Origin of the sequence: Virgibacillus sp. MG-45, assembly GCF_036409425.1 — a bacterium.
In the GTDB taxonomy this organism is placed as follows: Bacteria; Bacillota; Bacilli; order Bacillales; family Amphibacillaceae; genus LDC-1.
Genome location: NZ_JAXOFU010000008.1, coordinates 156,811 through 173,489 on the forward strand (window position 1 = coordinate 156,811; position 16,679 = coordinate 173,489).

The window sequence follows — 16,679 nt, forward strand, 5'->3', positions numbered from 1 at the left end:
TGTGGAGGTAATGGCGATGGTGGAGCTTTTTATTATTATGCTGGAACGAGTAGGAATTATTATTGCTGTTGCCTTCATCGTGACACGTCTCCGTTTTTTTCAAGAGATGGTGCATGGAGATAGGCTAAGTAGAGAAAAGGAAATTACTGCGATTTTGTTTTTTGGTATTTTTGGAATTGCAGGCACCTATTTAGGTGTTGCATTTGACACGAATGCGCTTCATTTTAATAGTGTGCAAGTAGCGCTAACATCTAATGAGGCAATTGCCAATTCTCGCGTAATTGGAGTGGTCATAGCTGGATTACTTGGTGGCTACCGTGTTGGTTTAGGAGCGGGATTAATTGCAGGGTTGCACCGTTTTACGCTCGGAGGCTTTACTGCTATCTCCTGTGGAACGGCTACCATCTTGTCGGGCATACTTGCCGCTTTGTTTCGGAAAAAGGGAAAGCAAATCAAGCTGCCAGCTGCTTTTGCAATTGGAGCATTAGCAGAAATGCTTCAAATGGGGATTATTTTACTTGGATCTAAGCCATTTGAAAAGGCGCTAACATTAGTAGAAGTGATTGGAATGCCAATGATTATAGCTAATGGTGTCGGTACAGCTATATTCCTATTAATTGTCCAAAGTGTCGTTAATGAAAAAGAAAAAGCAGATGCACAACAGGCAGAAAAAACGCTTCGCATTGCAGATCAAACGTTAGCCTATTTACGTAAAGGGATGAACACAACTTCTGCTCACGCAGTTTGTTCTATTTTATATGAGGAAATCGAAGCAAGTGCGGTTGCCATGACAAATCGGACACATATTTTAGCACATGTCGGCATTGCGAGTGATCACCATCAAGCGAACCATCCGATTCTAACGGATATTACCGAGGAAGTTATTCGAACGGGAAAACTTATCATTGCCAAGGAGACGACAATACATTGTAAAACAGAGAATTGTCCATTGGGTGCTGCAATTGTTGCTCCATTAAAGCAGCGGGACCAAACGGTTGGAACGATAAAGCTTTATTATCGTACCGACAAAGAGATTACAGATGTTAGCATTGAACTTGTCACGGGATTAAGTGCTTTGCTTGGTAATCAGCTTGAAATTGCTGCAGCAGATCGGGCATATCAATTAGCAAAGGAAGCAGAGATTGAGGCACTGCAGGCACAGATTAGTCCACACTTTTTATTTAATTCGTTAAATATTATTGTATCCCTTATTCGTACGAACCCAGATAAAGCGAGAGCCTTATTAGTTTCCCTTTCTTATTTTATTCGACAAAATCTAGCGGGAACGACTGCAAGATTGGTTTCGATAAGTCAGGAGCTAGCACATGTAAAGGCATATCTAAAAATAGAAGAAGCCCGTTTTGTTGATAAATTGAAGATTATTTATGATATTGATGAAGCGGTTCTAGGGTGGAATATTCCGCCACTTACATTACAGCCAATTGTAGAAAATGCGGTTAGACATGGAATAAAGGATATGGAAATGAATAGTGAGGTGACAATTTCTATGCAGATGGAGGATCAACATATTACGATTAAAGTAACGGACAACGGAAAAGGGATTGGACAAGAGAAAATCTCACGCATAGGAAAGGAACGCATGGATTCTAGTTCTACATCTGGAACAGGAATGGGATTATACAATGTGAACCGAAGACTTATTATGACGTATGGGGAAGAAGCTGCATTAATGATTAAGAGTCAACAGGCACAAGGAACAGCGATTACTTTTCGACTTCCTAAGAAGGTGCATATCCATGAATAAACGCATAAAAGCTTTTGTTGTTGATGATGAACGTTATGCACGAGAGGAGCTTATTTTCTTATTAGCGGCACATCCATCCATTCAAATTATCGGTGAGGCAGATACTGGAGAAGAAGCGATCATGAAAATAATGCAGCTGCAACCGGATGTTGTATTTCTTGATGTAGAAATGCCTAAAATGGATGGGCTTGAAGTTGCCCGATCATTATTGAATCTAAAGAGGGTGCCTTTTATCGTTTTTGCTACAGCATATCCGCAATTTGCAGCAGAAGCATTTCGCATAAATGCACTTGATTACTTATTAAAACCTTATGATCCTGCACAGCTAGAGCAATCTGTACAGCGTTTGGAAAATAAACTCATAACTGATGGAGGAAAAGAGACAGTAAGTACGGTAGGAAAGCTAGCCGTAGAAGCGGAGGGTGAAATAGCCTACTTAAGCTTAGTAGATATTTTGTATATTTATCGTGATGATAAGGTCACGAGAATCATTACGAAAAAAGGAAAGTATTCTATTAAAGCTACATTAAAGGAATTGGAAAGTCGATTAACGGCCTTTTCTTTTTTTCGGATTCATAAAAGCTATCTCGTGAACTTAACGTATATTTCCAAGCTAAGCCCCTGGTTTAATGGCGCGTATGAACTTGAACTTGATGGGTTGAAAACAAAGCTCCCAGTTAGTAGAAACTATGTGAAGGAGCTTCGAAATCGGTTAGAGCTTTAATGGAGTTAGATAATGCATGTTAGTAGTTTAATTGGGCATGTTATATTCTAATTTTTGCATGTTAGATTCGAATTCCGCTTCTTTTGAAAAGTTTCGATAAACTGAATGTATGCGCATACATTTTTGAAGGAGGCGTTTTCGTGTATACATTCTTATTTGGAATTGCTTTGTTAATAATCGGTTATTTCACCTATGGAAAATTTGTAGAAAAGACGTTTGGAGTAAAATCAGACAGGAAAACACCCGCATATACGCATCAGGATGGGGTAGATTATTTGCCAATGAATACTCCGAAAAATTCATTAATCCAATTATTAAATATTGCTGGTGTAGGTCCTATATTCGGCCCGATAATGGGGGCATTATATGGTCCGGTAGCTTTCTTGTGGATTGTGTTCGGTGCTATATTCGCAGGTGCGGTTCATGATTATTTAACCGGCATGATTTCGATTCGAAATCGTGGTGCACATTTACCAGAGCTTGCTGGGAAATTTTTAGGGAAGTTTATGAAGCATGTTGTCAATGCGTTTGCTATATTACTATTGTTACTAGTTGGAACAGTCTTTGTGACAGCTCCTGCTGAATTACTTCATAATTTAATGAATGGTTGGACGAGTCTAGGGGTTATAATCGCGGCAATATTTATTTATTATATTTTCGCAACCTTGCTGCCAATTGATAAGATTATTGGGCGCTTCTATCCTATTTTTGGCGCGTTATTGATTATAAGTGCTGTAGGAGTTGGAGTTGGAATGCTAGTTACAGGTGCGCCAATTCCTGAGTTATCCTTGCAAAATTTTCACCCTGATCAAGCACCAATCTTTCCGTTATTATTTTTAACGATATCATGTGGTGCGCTTTCCGGCTTCCATGCCACACAGACACCAATTATTTCAAGAACAACTAGAGGAGAGAAGGAAGGGCGAAAAATCTTTTATGGCATGATGATTGCAGAGGGAATTATTGCTATGATTTGGGCAGCAGCTGGAATGAGTCTTTTTGATGGCTATAATGGTTTAAATGACATTTTAGCTGCAGGCGGTCCAGCAGCAGTTGTGACGGAGGCTTCGACGTTAATGCTTGGAGCGGTTGGTGGAACACTCGCTGTATTAGGTGTTATTGTTCTTCCAATTACTTCAGGTGATACCGCATTTCGCAGTGCACGAATGATCATCGCTGATTATTTTAATTTTTCTCAGAAGAAAGTATTAAATAGATTGTGGATTGCGTTACCACTGTTTGTTCTTTCGATCGCATTAACTCAAATTGATTTTACACTGCTTTGGCGATATTTTTCTTGGGCAAATCAATCAACAGCGGTTATCGCATTGTTTGTCGGAGCAATGTATCTTTATATCGCTCGAAAAAACTATTGGATCGCCTTGATTCCTGGCGTATTCATGCTGATGGCAACGATGACTTATATTTTAAATGCAAGCATTGGCTTTGGCTTAGCATTAAATTTTTCATATTTTGGGGCTGCAGTTATTTCAGTAGCCATCATTACGTTGTTTTTTTACGCTGCCAAAAAAGCACGTCAAGGAAATATTCCGTTAGAAGAGGACGTATCTGCGTTTGAGAAAATAGCTTAAGCGCACATAAAACAATGTGAACGCATTGGATTTGAAAATAAGAAGTCAAATAGTGATATACTATTTGACTTCTTATTTATTGGAAAGAAGAAAATATAGTAGCTAGAGTTATATTAGTGCCGATTATATATCATACATTCTAGGTTATTTGTATAAATAAATATTTTTCCAATAAAATATTTATAATAAATTTTCCGAAATATCTGTACATGAAGCGGCAGCTTTTGTATAATTTTTATTAACGGTACATTAAAGGACATTTTCCGTTAATTGTAACTAGATATATTAATTATGATTTTTTGAATAGAGAAGATACTCGTAAAATGTTGTGGAGGTAACCTATGGTGATTTCGATAAAAGAACTTCAAGAGCATATTCGTCCGGATGTTATTGCGATGCGGCGGCATTTACACCAATATCCTGAATTAAGCAATAAAGAAGTAAATACATCACAGTTTATAAAGGAAAAATTAACTGCTTACGGCGTTTCATTTGAAGAAGGTTTTGCAGGAAATGGTGTGCTTGGGATTATAAAAGGAGCACAGCCAGGGAAAACAGTTGCTTTAAGGGCAGATATGGATGCGCTTCCAATCCAAGAAACGAATGAGCATGCCTTTGTATCTAAGGAGAAGGGAATTATGCATGCATGTGGTCATGATGCCCACACCGCAATGCTTCTAGGGACAGCATATATGCTCCAGCAGCTGCAGGCACATATTATTGGAACCGTGTTACTTATCTTCCAGCCAGCTGAGGAAGCAGCGCCAATCGGTGGGGCGTTACCAATGCTTGAGGATGGCTTATTCAAGCATTATAAACCAGATGTTATATATGGGCAGCATGTATGGCCTGATCTGCCTGTTGGATATGTTGGTATCCGTGACCGCGAAATGATGGGGGCATCAGATCGATTTAAACTTGTTGTCAAAGGAAATGGTAGTCATGCCAGCATGCCACATTATGCGAATGATGCCATCGTTATTGCTGGACATATTGTGACAAGCATCCAGTCAATTGTTAGTAGAAATGTTGATCCACTAGAGGCTGCTGTCGTAACAATCGGAACGATTCATGGTGGGTATGCGCCCAATGTCATTGCTGATGAGGTTGTATTAGAAGGAACTGTGCGTACTTATCGAGCAGAAGTAAAGCAGGAGGTAAAAAGGCGATTTCATCAAATTACAGAACAAATTGCACACGCACATGGAGGTAGCGTGGAGGTTGATTATCTTGATGGCTATCCAGCAACAATTAATACAGAGAAATGGGCTGCATTAGCAAGAAATACAGCAAGAAATTATTTTGGAGCGCATGCTGCCCCTGATGTAAACCCATCCTTAGCAGGCGAAGATTTTAGTCGGTTTTTAGAACAAATTCCTGGTGCATTTATTTGGCTGGGTACACAAATTGAAGATTACGAAAAGCAAAAGCCACTCCATGATCCAGGATTTGAATTGAACGAGCGGGCATTAGCGGATGGTAGCACATTTATGGTACAGCTTGCAATAGATACGTTAAATGAATTAAAGCGAGATGAGTAAAATGATAACGAATTTTATTAATAAGCAAATACCGAATTTAATCGGTTGGCGCCGTTCATTTCATCAAGAGCCAGAATTAGGATTCTTAGAATATATTACAACCTATAAGCTTTATGCAGAATTAAAAAAGCAAGGCTTCTCTGTCTACGTCGGAAATGATGTGATGGATGCGACAGCTCGAAAAGGATTGCCAACAAAGGAAGCAATGGTCGCTCTAGAAAATAAGGCAAAGCAATGGGGAGTAGATGAAGATTTATTAGCCAGTATGCAACTTGGGATGACTGGAGTTGTAGCGACGTTAGACACGGGAAGAAAAGGAGACCATGTTGCATTTCGCTTTGATATCGATGCACTTCCAATTCTTGAATCTACGCTAGCCTCTCATTATCCGGTCCAGGAGAGCTTTACATCTAGATATGAAAATGTGATGCATGCCTGTGGTCATGATGGTCATATGGCGGTTGGCTTAGGAGTTGCCGCATTTATTTCTAAACATAGAGAACAGCTTAAAGGGCGTTTTACGTTGCTGTTCCAGCCAGCAGAAGAGGGCGGTAGAGGCGCAAAAGCAGTGACAGCTAAAGGCTGGCTAGATGATGTAGATTGTTTTTACAGTGGACATATCGGAATTGAATCATTACCAATTGGAACGATTGCCGCATCGACGAAGGGCTTTTTAGCTTCCAAAAAGCTGAACGTTCATTTTCAAGGAACTGCTTCCCATGCAGGGATGCATCCAGAACTCGGAAAAAATGCACTACTAGCTACAGCCACTACTGCGATGCAATTATATGGCATTGCTCGGCATGCAGCTGGTGTTACACGGATTAATGTTGGCAAAATGCATGCTGGAAGTGGGAGGAACATTATTGCGGATAGTGGATATATGGAAGTGGAAGTGCGCGGTGAAACAGAAGCAATTAGTCAATATGTTTATCAAGAGGCATTACGGATGATAGAAGGAACGGCATTGGTCCATGATGTTTCTTGGTCAATAGAGGATGTAGGTGAATCAGAGGAAATCAGCTGTAGTAAGGAAACGATTCAAAATATCGTTTCGTGGTGTCAAAACGGAACATATATAAAAGAAATTTTACCGAAAGTAACTGTATCTGGGTCAGAGGATGCTAGTATCATGATGAAACGGGTACAAGCGCATGGTGGAAAAGCAACCTATATGTTATTTGGTTCTACATTAAACTATCCTCACCACCATCCTGCATTTGATTTTGAGGAAGCTGTGTTGCCGGTTGCTTTAGAGGCGTATGTGAATATTATTATGGGAGGATCTAGCAATGGATAATCTCAAGCACTGGTTAGAAGAAAAGTTAAACGCTTTAAATGGTGCGTCACCGCAAAAGCAAGTAAAGGGTTATACCCGGTTAAGCTATACAAAGGAAGAAAAAGCAGCCCATCAAGCATTTATATCTATTGCAACAGAGCTTGGATTAAAAACATCACAGGATGAAGCGGGAAATCAGTGGGCGATTTGGGAGGTAGCTGCATCATTACCGACTATAGCCTTTGGTTCTCATTTGGATACCGTTAATCAAGGTGGAGGATATGATGGGACAGCTGGTGTGTTATGTGCGCTCGCAGCTGTTAAACAAGTAATGGATAAAAACATCCTTCCGAAAAGAAATATTGCGATTATTTGTTTTGCTTCAGAGGAATCTGCCCGATTTGGCATATCCACAATTGGAAGTAAAGCGATAACAGGAAGGTTTTCCATTGATGAATATGCGGAAATAAAGGATGTCCATGGAATCACATTGCCAGAAGCTATCAAGCAGTTTGGCTTGGATTGGGAGCGTGTACCACAAGCTGAGATACCGAGGAACAGACTGGAAAGCTTTGTAGAGCTCCATATAGAGCAAAGGATGGAATTAGAGACGAAGGAGCTTGATATTGGTATTGTTCATGGTATTGCCTGTCCAGTAAGGCTGCAAATTAAAGCAAAAGGAATGGCAAATCATACCGGAACAACCCCGATGGAAAATCGTCAGGATGCACTCGTTGCTTTAGCTCCTTTAATAGCTTATGTCGAACAGCAAGCTATGCAGCTAAATAGAACAAGTAAGCATCCAATCGTTGCAACGGTTAGTACAGTCAAGGTCACACCGAATGCCATGAATGTTATTCCTGGAAAGGTTGAGATGGGGATTGATATTCGGAGCGTTGATGATGAAAAGAAAAGAAAGCTTGCTTCGATGATTGCATCCTTTTGCAAAGAGCTTGCTAGTGAGCGAAATATATCAATAGAAGTGCATCCATTCGTTGATACCGATTCTGTCTTGCTTGATTACCATATGCAACAAGAATTATCGGATATATGTACGGAGCTCGGTCTACGCCATTGTACGATGAATAGTGGTGCAGGTCATGATGTGATGAACATGGCAGCAAAATGGCCATCTGGATTAATTTTTATTCCGTGTAAGGATGGAATTAGTCATCATCCACAGGAGTATGCTTCCATTTCTGCGCTTGCTAATGGCACACAGGTGTTAGCACGTTTTATAGAACGGGCTGGTGACAAAGATGAAAATTAATATTGGTATCGTTGGACCAGAGGATTCGGTACGCCGCATTATGTATGTGGTAAAGGAATTTAAAGATGTTCACTTTCAGCCGTTTATTTATGAAAAATTAGAGGATATGGATGCGATTTTTTTAACCTATAAAGCAACTGTCGACCAATGGCTTTTCTCTGGTGTATTAAATTATTCCTATGCTATAGATAAAAACTTGGTAACGGATGAAATCGCGACATACCCTCCATTACATGGCTCTAGTTTTTTTGGCACATTACTTGAATCACAATTAGCTGCTAACACCGTTTATCAAAAAATAGGGATTGATACGATTGCAGATGAAGAGATTGAAAAAGTACTTTCTTTTTACAATCTTAAGTCCATGAATTATATTAATTCGCCATTTAAAGGCTATCAATATGTCAATGAATTAGTAGATTTTCATAAAGAGCATTTTGAAAAGGGAAATATTGAGGTGATTATTACTTCGATTAAATCTACTTATCTTGCATTAAAGAAAGCTGGCATACCTGTTTTTCGTGTAACACCATCTTATCTAGCAATTCGGTTAAGCATTGAGTTATTAATTGAACGTGCACAGGTGAAGCGATATCGAAATGCGCAAATGGCGGTAGTAGGCTTTAAGGTTGATTTTAATTTAGGTAAAGAGGATGATGCGCTCTACTATTCTTTTCGCATGAAGCATAATGAGCTTGATTTAAAGCGTACCTTACTTCATTTATCGGAAAAGATGAATGGATCACTCATGCAGCTTGGGGATGGATTGTTTTTCATTTTTACAACAAGAGGAGAAGTTCACCAGGAAACAGAAGCAGAGATAGTCTCTTTAATAAAGGGAATGAAGCTGCAATTAAACATTGGTATAGATGTAGCGATAGGCTATGGTGAATCTGTTTCACAAGCAGAGCAGCATGTACGTTATGGCTTCAGAAATCGCAAGCAGCATCAAAATGCTCCGATTTTAATTGTTGATGAAGACCAGAATATGACGCTTATTCATGAGGAACAAAGCCAATCAATGGCTTACCGTACTGTTGAGCTGGACCAAAAGTGGCAATCTGCTATAAAAGATAGTGGCATTAGTCCTGGGGTAGTATCAAAAATTGAAGCATATGCAACACAATACAATCGAGAAGCATTTTCATCCCAGGATATAGCGCGCTGGCTACAAAGTACCGAACGAAATGGTAGACGAATTTTAGCAGGGCTTGAAAGGGGTGGTTTAGTCGAACAGTGTGGCGAATCTCAATCTGGAGAGCGTGGTCGTCCACGAAAAATTTATCGATTTAAATAAAATCGGAGATCACTTTAACGCTTTACGTATTTTAAAAATAATGTGGAAGAAAGGATGAAATGTATGACTACACAGGAAAGTCAACAAAAGAAACCGAAGATGACTAGAATTTTAAATGGTATTGAGCGTGTCGGCAATAAATTGCCTGATCCCTTCATGCTATTTGTGTACTTGGCGGTTGCGGTAATAATTTTGTCATGGGTTATTTCGTTATTTAACGTATCATTTGTGCAACCAGGTGTGGAGGAAAAGGTTTTTATTAAGAGTCTCGTATCAGCAGAAGGACTGCAATATATATTAACTTCCATGCTTGATAATTTTGTAGGGTTTAAGCCGTTAGGGTTAGTTCTCGCAATGATGCTTGGTATTGGACTTGCTGATAAGGTTGGATTATTAGAAACGGCTATAAAAAGCACCATTGTGAAAGCACCAAAAGCATTAGTAACGTATGCAGTTATCTTTACTGGTATTCTCGGAAATATTGCTTCTGATGCTGCGTTTGTTATTATTCCGCCGTTAGCAGCTATGGTATTTTACAATATCGGTCGCCATCCATTGGCCGGTTTAGCAGCAGGCTTTGCAGGCGTTGGTTCTGGATTTACAGCGAATTTTATGATTACTGGAACAGATGCGTTGCTTTCAGGAATATCGACAGAAGTAATGAAAACGCTCGATTCGAATATCGTCGTAACCCCTGTTGACAACTGGTATTTCATGCTTGCATCCGTTGTTGTGCTCTCTATCGTCGGGGCGCTTGTAACAGAAAAAATTGTTGAACCGCGTCTCGGAAAATACACTGGGAAGGCGAACAAAACCTTTGAAGAAATAAAACCAATTGAAAAGACGGGCCTTATACGAGCAACTATTGCAGGGTTAATTTATGTTGCAGTCATTGTAGGCGTTATTCTGATACCAAACTCTCCTTTAACAAATGAGGAGGGGGGAATTGTTCCATCTCCATTTTTATCTGGAATTGTACCAATAATCCTTTTGTTCTTTATCGTTGTAGGAGTTGTTTATGGAGTCACGGTTAAAAAAATAGAGAATACGAGATCAATTGGTTTCTTAATGGGAGAAGCAATGAAGGATATGTCTGCATTTATCGTGCTTATTTTTGCAGCAGCACAATTTATTTCTTATTTTGATTGGACGAATATCGGCTCATGGATTGCAGTAAGTGGTGCAAACATGCTGGAATCAGTTGGATTTACCGGAATTGGGGTCGTCCTAGGCTTTGTTTTATTAACCGCAGTATTGAACCTATTCATCTTTAGTGGATCTGCACAATGGGCATTAGAAGCGCCGATTTTTGTTAAGATGTTTTACTTCTTGGATTATCATCCTGCCTTTATTCAGGCGGCATATCGTATTGCTGACTCATCAACAAATGTTATCACTCCGATGAACCCTTATATCATCATTGTGCTATCCTTTATGAAAGAATACGATAAAAAAGCAGGGATTGGAACGTTAATTGCGTTAATGCTTCCGTATAGCTTGTTTTTCCTTGGTACTTGGATTGTAATGCTACTCCTATTCGTTTTCTTTGGAATTCCATTTGGTCCGGGAGTAACGGTTCATTTATAATCGATTCAAGTTTAACTAGTTTGATTAATTGATAATAAAAAAGCGGATGGCTTTAACAAGGCCGTCCGCTTTTTTGTTAGGTGATTAGTTTTAAAGGGTTTCTTTTAAAAATGCAATCGTTTGTTCAATGGATTCACGTGCTTGAGGATCATCCATATTTTCATCGTAAGAATGCTTCGCCTTTGGTACAGTAATTAGCTTGCTTTGAACGCCTGCTTTTTCCAAGGCTTGCTGCATTGCAACAGACTCCTCGTAAGGCACATCATCATCCGCATCACCATGGAAAAGCAAGGTGGTTGGGAAGCTATGATCTGCTTGAAGGGCTGGGCAGTATGCTTCCCATTCTGAAGCTGAATAAGGCGATGGTGTACCGGTCACATAATCAAGCCATTTTCCTTGTTGGCGACAATAGAGATAAATAGCAAAACGGCTGGCGATGGGGCCTTCTGCTATTTCTTTACTTTGAATTAATTGCTTTGCAAGAGCTTCAGGCACAGTAGTCATTGTATTAAAATGCGCACTTGGACGTTTATACCAATCCGCTAAGATATTCCCGTAACCATAGAAGGAAACGATTGCTTTTGGCTTTACTTGAAGGGTTCCTGATAATAATGCAAGATATCCCCCCGCTGAGCTTCCGATGACTGCTATTTTCTGAGGGTCATAGTCTAAAGCAAGATGATTTGGATCCTGTAGCCATTGAAGTGCATCCTCAATGTCTTTTTTAATTTCTGGAAGCTTTGTTTCAGGTGCAAGGCGATAATCAATGGAGAAAACATGAAAGCCTGCATCATTGTATCGCTTTATTTGCTCCTTATTCATATCATCTCTTGTTCCGAAGATAAGCCCTCCACCATGAATAAACACGATTAGTGGGGCTGTTTTTTCGTTGGCAGGAAATAGATTTCCTTTTAGTTCACAATCCTGCGTTGTTTTATAAACATAGGTGTTTGACATGTCGCATCTTCACTTTCTTTTATAATTATTGTCTATTTTATCATACTCCAGAAAAGGAGGCAGATACAGTGATAAGCAGACATTTTATGTTTTTGTAATGTAAACATTTACAATTTTATTCGAATGCAATGCGCTATATCATACAATGCAATTGGATAATAGATTCCAGTTGCAATTTTTATGCGTTGGGAGAGGGAAATAATATACGGAGAAGGAGTGGAAAACGTGCTTTACACAATCATTAAAAAAAATTCTTATCAGGATTCGATTAACCTAATGCTGTTGACAAATGCAGTTTCCGCCATGGAAGGGTTAGAAAAAGTACAAATCATGATGGCTACCCCTGCGAATAAAGATATTTTTAAGGATGCTGGTTTGTATACGGATGAACTAAAAGCCGCCGAATCGAATGATATGGCAATTGTAATTGATACAAAGGATGAAAAGAAAGTAGAAGAGGTACTTGAAAAAGTAGAACAGTACTTAAAGGATCAATCGATTTCAGGAGGAAGTCAGGCGTTTGAAACTGTTCGTACATGGGATCGAGCCCAAAGCACATTGCCAAATGCCAATCTAGCCTTAATTTCTGTTCCTGGTCAGTATGCTGCTGAAGAAGCAAATAAGGCGTTAGATATGGGCCTACATGTATTTTTGTTTAGTGATAATGTTCCAATGGGGGACGAGGCTCAGCTGAAACAAAAAGCCCATGAAAAAGGCCTGCTTGTTATGGGACCAGATTGTGGAACAGGAATTCTAGATGGTATTCCAATGGCATTCGCCAATGTTGTGCAAAAAGGACGAATCGGAATTGTAGGTGCTTCTGGTACTGGAATTCAGGAAGTATCTGCCATTATTGATCGCCTTGGTGAGGGAGTTAGTCACGCAATTGGTACGGGCGGTCGTGATTTAAAGGATCCAATTGGAGCAATTACAATGATGGACGGTATTCGTGCATTGGAAAACCATAGTCAAACAGATATTATAGCAGTTATTTCGAAGCCACCAGCAAAAGAAGTTCGCAATCAAGTTGTTGATTTACTTCATCATGTGACAAAACCAGTTGTAACGATTTTCTTAGGTGAGAAGCCAGAAACGTATGAAGGGAACGTGTATCAGGCATATACGTTAGCAGAAACAGCAAAAATCGCCGTAGATATTGCACAGGGTAAGGATGTACAAGCCGATTACAATGCAGGGGATTACGAGGTTAAAGATGTTCAGCTTAAACAAGGACAAACCGCAATTAAAGGTTTATATTCTGGAGGTACACTAGCATCGGAAGCAGCTGTATTACTCTCTGATGGACTTGGCCTAGGAACAGAAATAACAAATGAAGATGGCTATGTATTAAAGCATAAAGGACATGAAGTAGTAGATTTAGGGGATGACAAATATACACAAGGAAAGCCCCATCCAATGATTGATCCCGAAACGCGAGCGAAGTTTATTCTAGAGGCAGCAAAGGATGAAAGTACAGCTGTTATTTTACTCGATTTTGTTCTTGGTTACGGGTCACACGACGATATGGCAAGTGCATTACTTCCACATATTGAATACGCAGTTTCTTTTGCAAAGGAAAATGGTCGTGAACTGTATGTTGTTGCATCTGTATGTGGTACAAGTAATGATCCCCAGGATTATGAAGGACACATCAAGCGCTTAAAGGAAAGCGGCGTTATTGTAAAAGATAATAATAACGAAGCAGTACGTACGGCATTAAGCATAGTTGGGTTAAGGGTTAATGATGTACAAAAGCAGTATAAAGACAAGCCACAACCTAGGACAACGTTTAATCTAACTGTTTCAGATGAAGTGATGAAATTAGTAACAGAGAAGCCCCGGATAATTAATGTAGGTTTAAAGAGCTTTACAGATGCGATTGTCGCAAGCAATGTTCCAGTTGTTCAATATGATTGGAGACCAATAGCAGGTGGTAATGAGAAAATGCGTAAAATTTTGAGCTTACTCAAATAAGGATATGTATAAAAGAAGAATGGTACAACAAGCTTTACTACAAATAAAAACAAATGAGGTGGCTGTAAAATGAAATATAATTCCATTGATGAAGCAAATAAGGCGGTAATTGAAAAAATTATTGGATCAGCACCATTTCTTGTTGATGTGGTTCCTGCAAAATCCAAAATTAAAGAATTAACAGAAGGAAAAGTATTGCTCCATGCTGGACCTCCAATTAAATGGGAAGATATGACAGGGCCAATGCAGGGGTCTTGTATCGGTGCCTCATTGTTTGAAGGCTGGGCAAGTAACGAAGCTGAAGCGGAAACAATGCTAGCAAATGGAGAGGTTACTTTTATTCCGTGTCACCATGTGAACGCTGTTGGACCAATGGGTGGTATTACATCAGCAAATATGCCTGTTGTCGTAGTAGAAAATCGTTCAGAAGGAAATGAAGCATATTGTACGATGAATGAAGGAATCGGAAAGGTGCTTCGATTTGGAGCATATTCGGAAGAGGTCATCACGCGCCTTGAGTGGATGAAGAATGTGTTGGGACCAACGATTGCGAAAGCATTAAAGCTATCGGAGGACGGATTAAATTTAAATGTCATGATTGCTAAAGCAATTACAATGGGGGATGAATTCCACCAACGAAACATCGCAGCATCATTAATTTTTCTAAAAGAAATTAGTCCATATATTGTTCAAGTGGAGATGGATGAAAAGGATCGCAAGGATGTTATTAAGTTTTTAGCTGATACTGATCAGTTCTTCTTAAACATTATGATGGCTACTGGAAAAGCTGTCTTAGATGGTGCGCGTAAAATAGAAGAAGGAACTGTTGTTACAGCAATGACCCGTAATGGGAAGGATTTTGGTATTCGAATAAGTGGTATGGGAGATCAATGGTTTACTGCTCCAGTTAATACGCCACAAGGGCTGTTCTTTACTGGATATTCGCAGGAGGATGCAAACTCGGATATTGGTGATAGTGCGATTACTGAGGCATTCGGTGTTGGTGGAATGGCAATGATTGCCGCACCAGGTGTAACACGTTTTGTCGGTGCAGGTGGATTTCAGGATGCCTTATCTACAAGTAATGAGATGATGGAGATTTGTATCGACCAAAATAGTAATTTCACAATCCCGACATGGGACTTTCAAGGAGCATGTCTTGGAATTGATGCTCGTAAAGTAGTAGAAACAGGAATTGAGCCGGTCATTAATACAGGAATTGCACATAAGCAAGCTGGTATTGGACAAGTAGGCGCTGGTACGGTTCGCGCGCCTCGTGAATGCTTTGAGAAGGCATTGGAAGCATATGCCCAAAAGCTAGGATTAATATAAATAAGTAAACAGGGGATGGGACAAAAGACTTCTTGTGGGAAAACTGAATAAAATACGGGAGTCTATGAATCTATTTCATAAATTATTCTCTTGAGTAGTTGAAATGGTTGAGACTCCTTTCAAGTTAGTTGACGCTGTTTCTTGGAACAAAAGGTAGCGACTCAACAGGAAAGAGTCCCCACAGAAAGTTGAATTCTTCCGAGGGCTCAAGCAATAGGCGGAAAATAGCTTCTAAACATAATATACGAGGAGGAAACACATTGGGAGAAAAAGTCGTTATTGCATTAGGCGGAAATGCTATTTTACAGCCAAAACAAGCAGCAACCTATGAAAACCAATTAGAAAATGTAAATAAAAGCACAGCAATTATTGCTAGAATCGTTAAAAATGGTCATCAAGTAATCGTGACACACGGAAATGGCCCACAGGTCGGTAATATTTTACGGCAAAACGAGGAAGCGAAGGATGTCGTTCCACCATTTCCACTAGACGTTTGTAGTGCTGAATCGCAGGGGTTTATCGGCTATATGATGGATCAAACGTTGAAAAATGAATTGCATAAGCTAGGCTTATCCAATGAGGTAGTAAGTATGCTGACACAAACAGAGGTAGATCCTGATGATGCTGCATTCGATGATCCTTCAAAGCCGATTGGTGTTTTTTATTCAGCAGAAGAAGCAAGGAAACTCGCGAATGACAAAGGCTGGGTCGTTAAAGAAGATGCAGGCCGTGGATGGCGAAGAGTGGTTGCTTCTCCTTATCCTAAATCCATTCTTGGCTCAGCACTCATAAAGTCCTTAACGGATCAAGGAACGATTGTTATTGCATCTGGTGGTGGTGGAATCCCAGTTGTAAAACAGCAAGATGGAACGTACAAGGGGATTGAAGCCGTAATCGACAAGGATCGTAGTGGTTTTAAGCTGGCCGAAGAGGCACAGGCAGATGCATTGATGATTTTAACAGATGTGAGCAATGTATATATCAATTACGGAAAACCAAATGAAAAAGCATTAGGGACTATTTCATTGGAAGAAGCGAAACGATATCAACAAGAAGGACAATTTTCCGCGGGCAGTATGGGGCCTAAAATGGAAGCTGCGATTCAATTTGCAGAAATGGGTGGCCGCGCGATTATATGCTCATTAAATGAAGCGGACCTTGCGATGGAAGGAAAAGCAGGTACTCAAATTAAAAGATAATCAGATTTGCAAAATGGTATTGAATTCATGTGTGATATGAAGTTCAATACCGTTTTGTGTTAGTAAAATAAAAACCGATTAGTCGAATCATGACGGAAAAAGTCGAAAATTATAGTGAAAGTAATGGTTTTATATTTTATAATGAAAAAAGACAACATGTTC

Annotated in this window: 12 protein-coding genes; 11 read left to right on the top strand and 1 reads right to left on the bottom strand. The window is 39.7% G+C overall.

Annotated features, from left to right (window positions below; all coding sequences use genetic code 11):
* Positions 1 to 16 precede the first annotated feature (16 nt).
* From SPK86_RS10495 to SPK86_RS10530, 8 genes are all read left to right on the top strand, one after another.
* The gene (locus tag SPK86_RS10495; RefSeq protein WP_330949319.1) at positions 17 to 1,765 is read left to right on the top strand and encodes a sensor histidine kinase; all 1,749 of its coding nucleotides are present in this window, start codon (positions 17 to 19) and stop codon (positions 1,763 to 1,765) included.
* Entirely contained in the window at positions 1,758 to 2,489 is a 732-nt protein-coding gene (locus tag SPK86_RS10500; RefSeq protein ID WP_284139179.1) for a LytR/AlgR family response regulator transcription factor, read from the top strand. The genes SPK86_RS10495 and SPK86_RS10500 overlap by 8 nt, the downstream gene beginning before the upstream one ends.
* Before the next feature lie 140 nt (positions 2,490 to 2,629).
* Positions 2,630 to 4,081, top strand: a complete 1,452-nt coding sequence (locus tag SPK86_RS10505; RefSeq protein ID WP_330949320.1) for a carbon starvation CstA family protein — start codon at positions 2,630 to 2,632, stop codon at positions 4,079 to 4,081.
* Positions 4,082 to 4,422: 341 nt separating this feature from the next.
* Positions 4,423 to 5,622, top strand: a complete 1,200-nt coding sequence (locus tag SPK86_RS10510) for a M20 metallopeptidase family protein (RefSeq protein ID WP_330949321.1) — start codon at positions 4,423 to 4,425, stop codon at positions 5,620 to 5,622.
* 1 nt (position 5,623) lies between these two features.
* Positions 5,624 to 6,922 carry an amidohydrolase gene (locus SPK86_RS10515; RefSeq protein ID WP_330949322.1) on the top strand — a complete coding sequence of 433 codons (1,299 nt, stop codon included), beginning with the start codon at positions 5,624 to 5,626 and terminating at the stop codon, positions 6,920 to 6,922.
* A complete protein-coding gene (locus tag SPK86_RS10520; protein ID WP_330949323.1) occupies positions 6,915 to 8,171 on the top strand; it encodes a M20 family metallo-hydrolase in 1,257 nt (418 codons plus the stop codon). The genes SPK86_RS10515 and SPK86_RS10520 overlap by 8 nt, the downstream gene beginning before the upstream one ends.
* Entirely contained in the window at positions 8,161 to 9,468 is a 1,308-nt protein-coding gene (locus SPK86_RS10525) for a hypothetical protein (RefSeq protein WP_330949324.1), read from the top strand. Before SPK86_RS10520 ends, SPK86_RS10525 begins: the two co-directional genes overlap by 11 nt.
* Positions 9,469 to 9,531: 63 nt before the next feature.
* On the top strand, positions 9,532 to 11,055 hold the full coding sequence (locus SPK86_RS10530) for an AbgT family transporter (RefSeq protein ID WP_330949325.1): 1,524 nt from the start codon (positions 9,532 to 9,534) through the stop codon (positions 11,053 to 11,055).
* 90 nt (positions 11,056 to 11,145) lie between these two features.
* Here SPK86_RS10530 and SPK86_RS10535 read toward each other — a convergent pair whose 3' ends face one another.
* Complete coding sequence (locus SPK86_RS10535) at positions 11,146 to 12,012, bottom strand: alpha/beta hydrolase (protein WP_284139186.1); 867 nt, start codon at positions 12,010 to 12,012, stop codon at positions 11,146 to 11,148.
* A gap of 225 nt (positions 12,013 to 12,237) precedes the next feature.
* On the opposite strand from SPK86_RS10535, the gene fdrA reads away from it, so the two are divergent.
* The 3 genes from fdrA to arcC all read left to right on the top strand — a co-directional run bounded on the left by fdrA (position 12,238) and on the right by arcC (position 16,517).
* On the top strand, positions 12,238 to 13,986 hold the full coding sequence (gene fdrA, locus SPK86_RS10540; protein ID WP_330949326.1) for an acyl-CoA synthetase FdrA: 1,749 nt from the start codon (positions 12,238 to 12,240) through the stop codon (positions 13,984 to 13,986).
* Positions 13,987 to 14,055: 69 nt separating this feature from the next.
* A complete protein-coding gene (locus tag SPK86_RS10545; RefSeq protein WP_330949327.1) occupies positions 14,056 to 15,318 on the top strand; it encodes a DUF1116 domain-containing protein in 1,263 nt (420 codons plus the stop codon).
* A 260-nt stretch (positions 15,319 to 15,578) separates the two neighbouring features.
* Entirely contained in the window at positions 15,579 to 16,517 is a 939-nt protein-coding gene (arcC, locus tag SPK86_RS10550; RefSeq protein ID WP_330949328.1) for a carbamate kinase, read from the top strand.
* The last annotated feature ends 162 nt before the right edge of the window (positions 16,518 to 16,679 follow it).

What these genes read in the sequence shown, in the direction of transcription:
- SPK86_RS10495 (WP_330949319.1), top strand. Translation starts at nt 17, where the DNA reads ATGGTGGAGCTTTTTATTATTATGCTGGAACGAGTAGGAATTATTATT.
- SPK86_RS10500 (WP_284139179.1), top strand. Translation starts at nt 1,758, where the DNA reads ATGAATAAACGCATAAAAGCTTTTGTTGTTGATGATGAACGTTATGCA.
- SPK86_RS10510 (WP_330949321.1), top strand. Translation starts at nt 4,423, where the DNA reads ATGGTGATTTCGATAAAAGAACTTCAAGAGCATATTCGTCCGGATGTT.
- SPK86_RS10515 (WP_330949322.1), top strand. Translation starts at nt 5,624, where the DNA reads ATGATAACGAATTTTATTAATAAGCAAATACCGAATTTAATCGGTTGG.
- SPK86_RS10520 (WP_330949323.1), top strand. Translation starts at nt 6,915, where the DNA reads ATGGATAATCTCAAGCACTGGTTAGAAGAAAAGTTAAACGCTTTAAAT.
- SPK86_RS10525 (WP_330949324.1), top strand. Translation starts at nt 8,161, where the DNA reads ATGAAAATTAATATTGGTATCGTTGGACCAGAGGATTCGGTACGCCGC.
- SPK86_RS10530 (WP_330949325.1), top strand. Translation starts at nt 9,532, where the DNA reads ATGACTACACAGGAAAGTCAACAAAAGAAACCGAAGATGACTAGAATT.
- SPK86_RS10535 (WP_284139186.1), bottom strand. Translation starts at nt 12,012, where the DNA reads ATGTCAAACACCTATGTTTATAAAACAACGCAGGATTGTGAACTAAAA.
- SPK86_RS10545 (WP_330949327.1), top strand. Translation starts at nt 14,056, where the DNA reads ATGAAATATAATTCCATTGATGAAGCAAATAAGGCGGTAATTGAAAAA.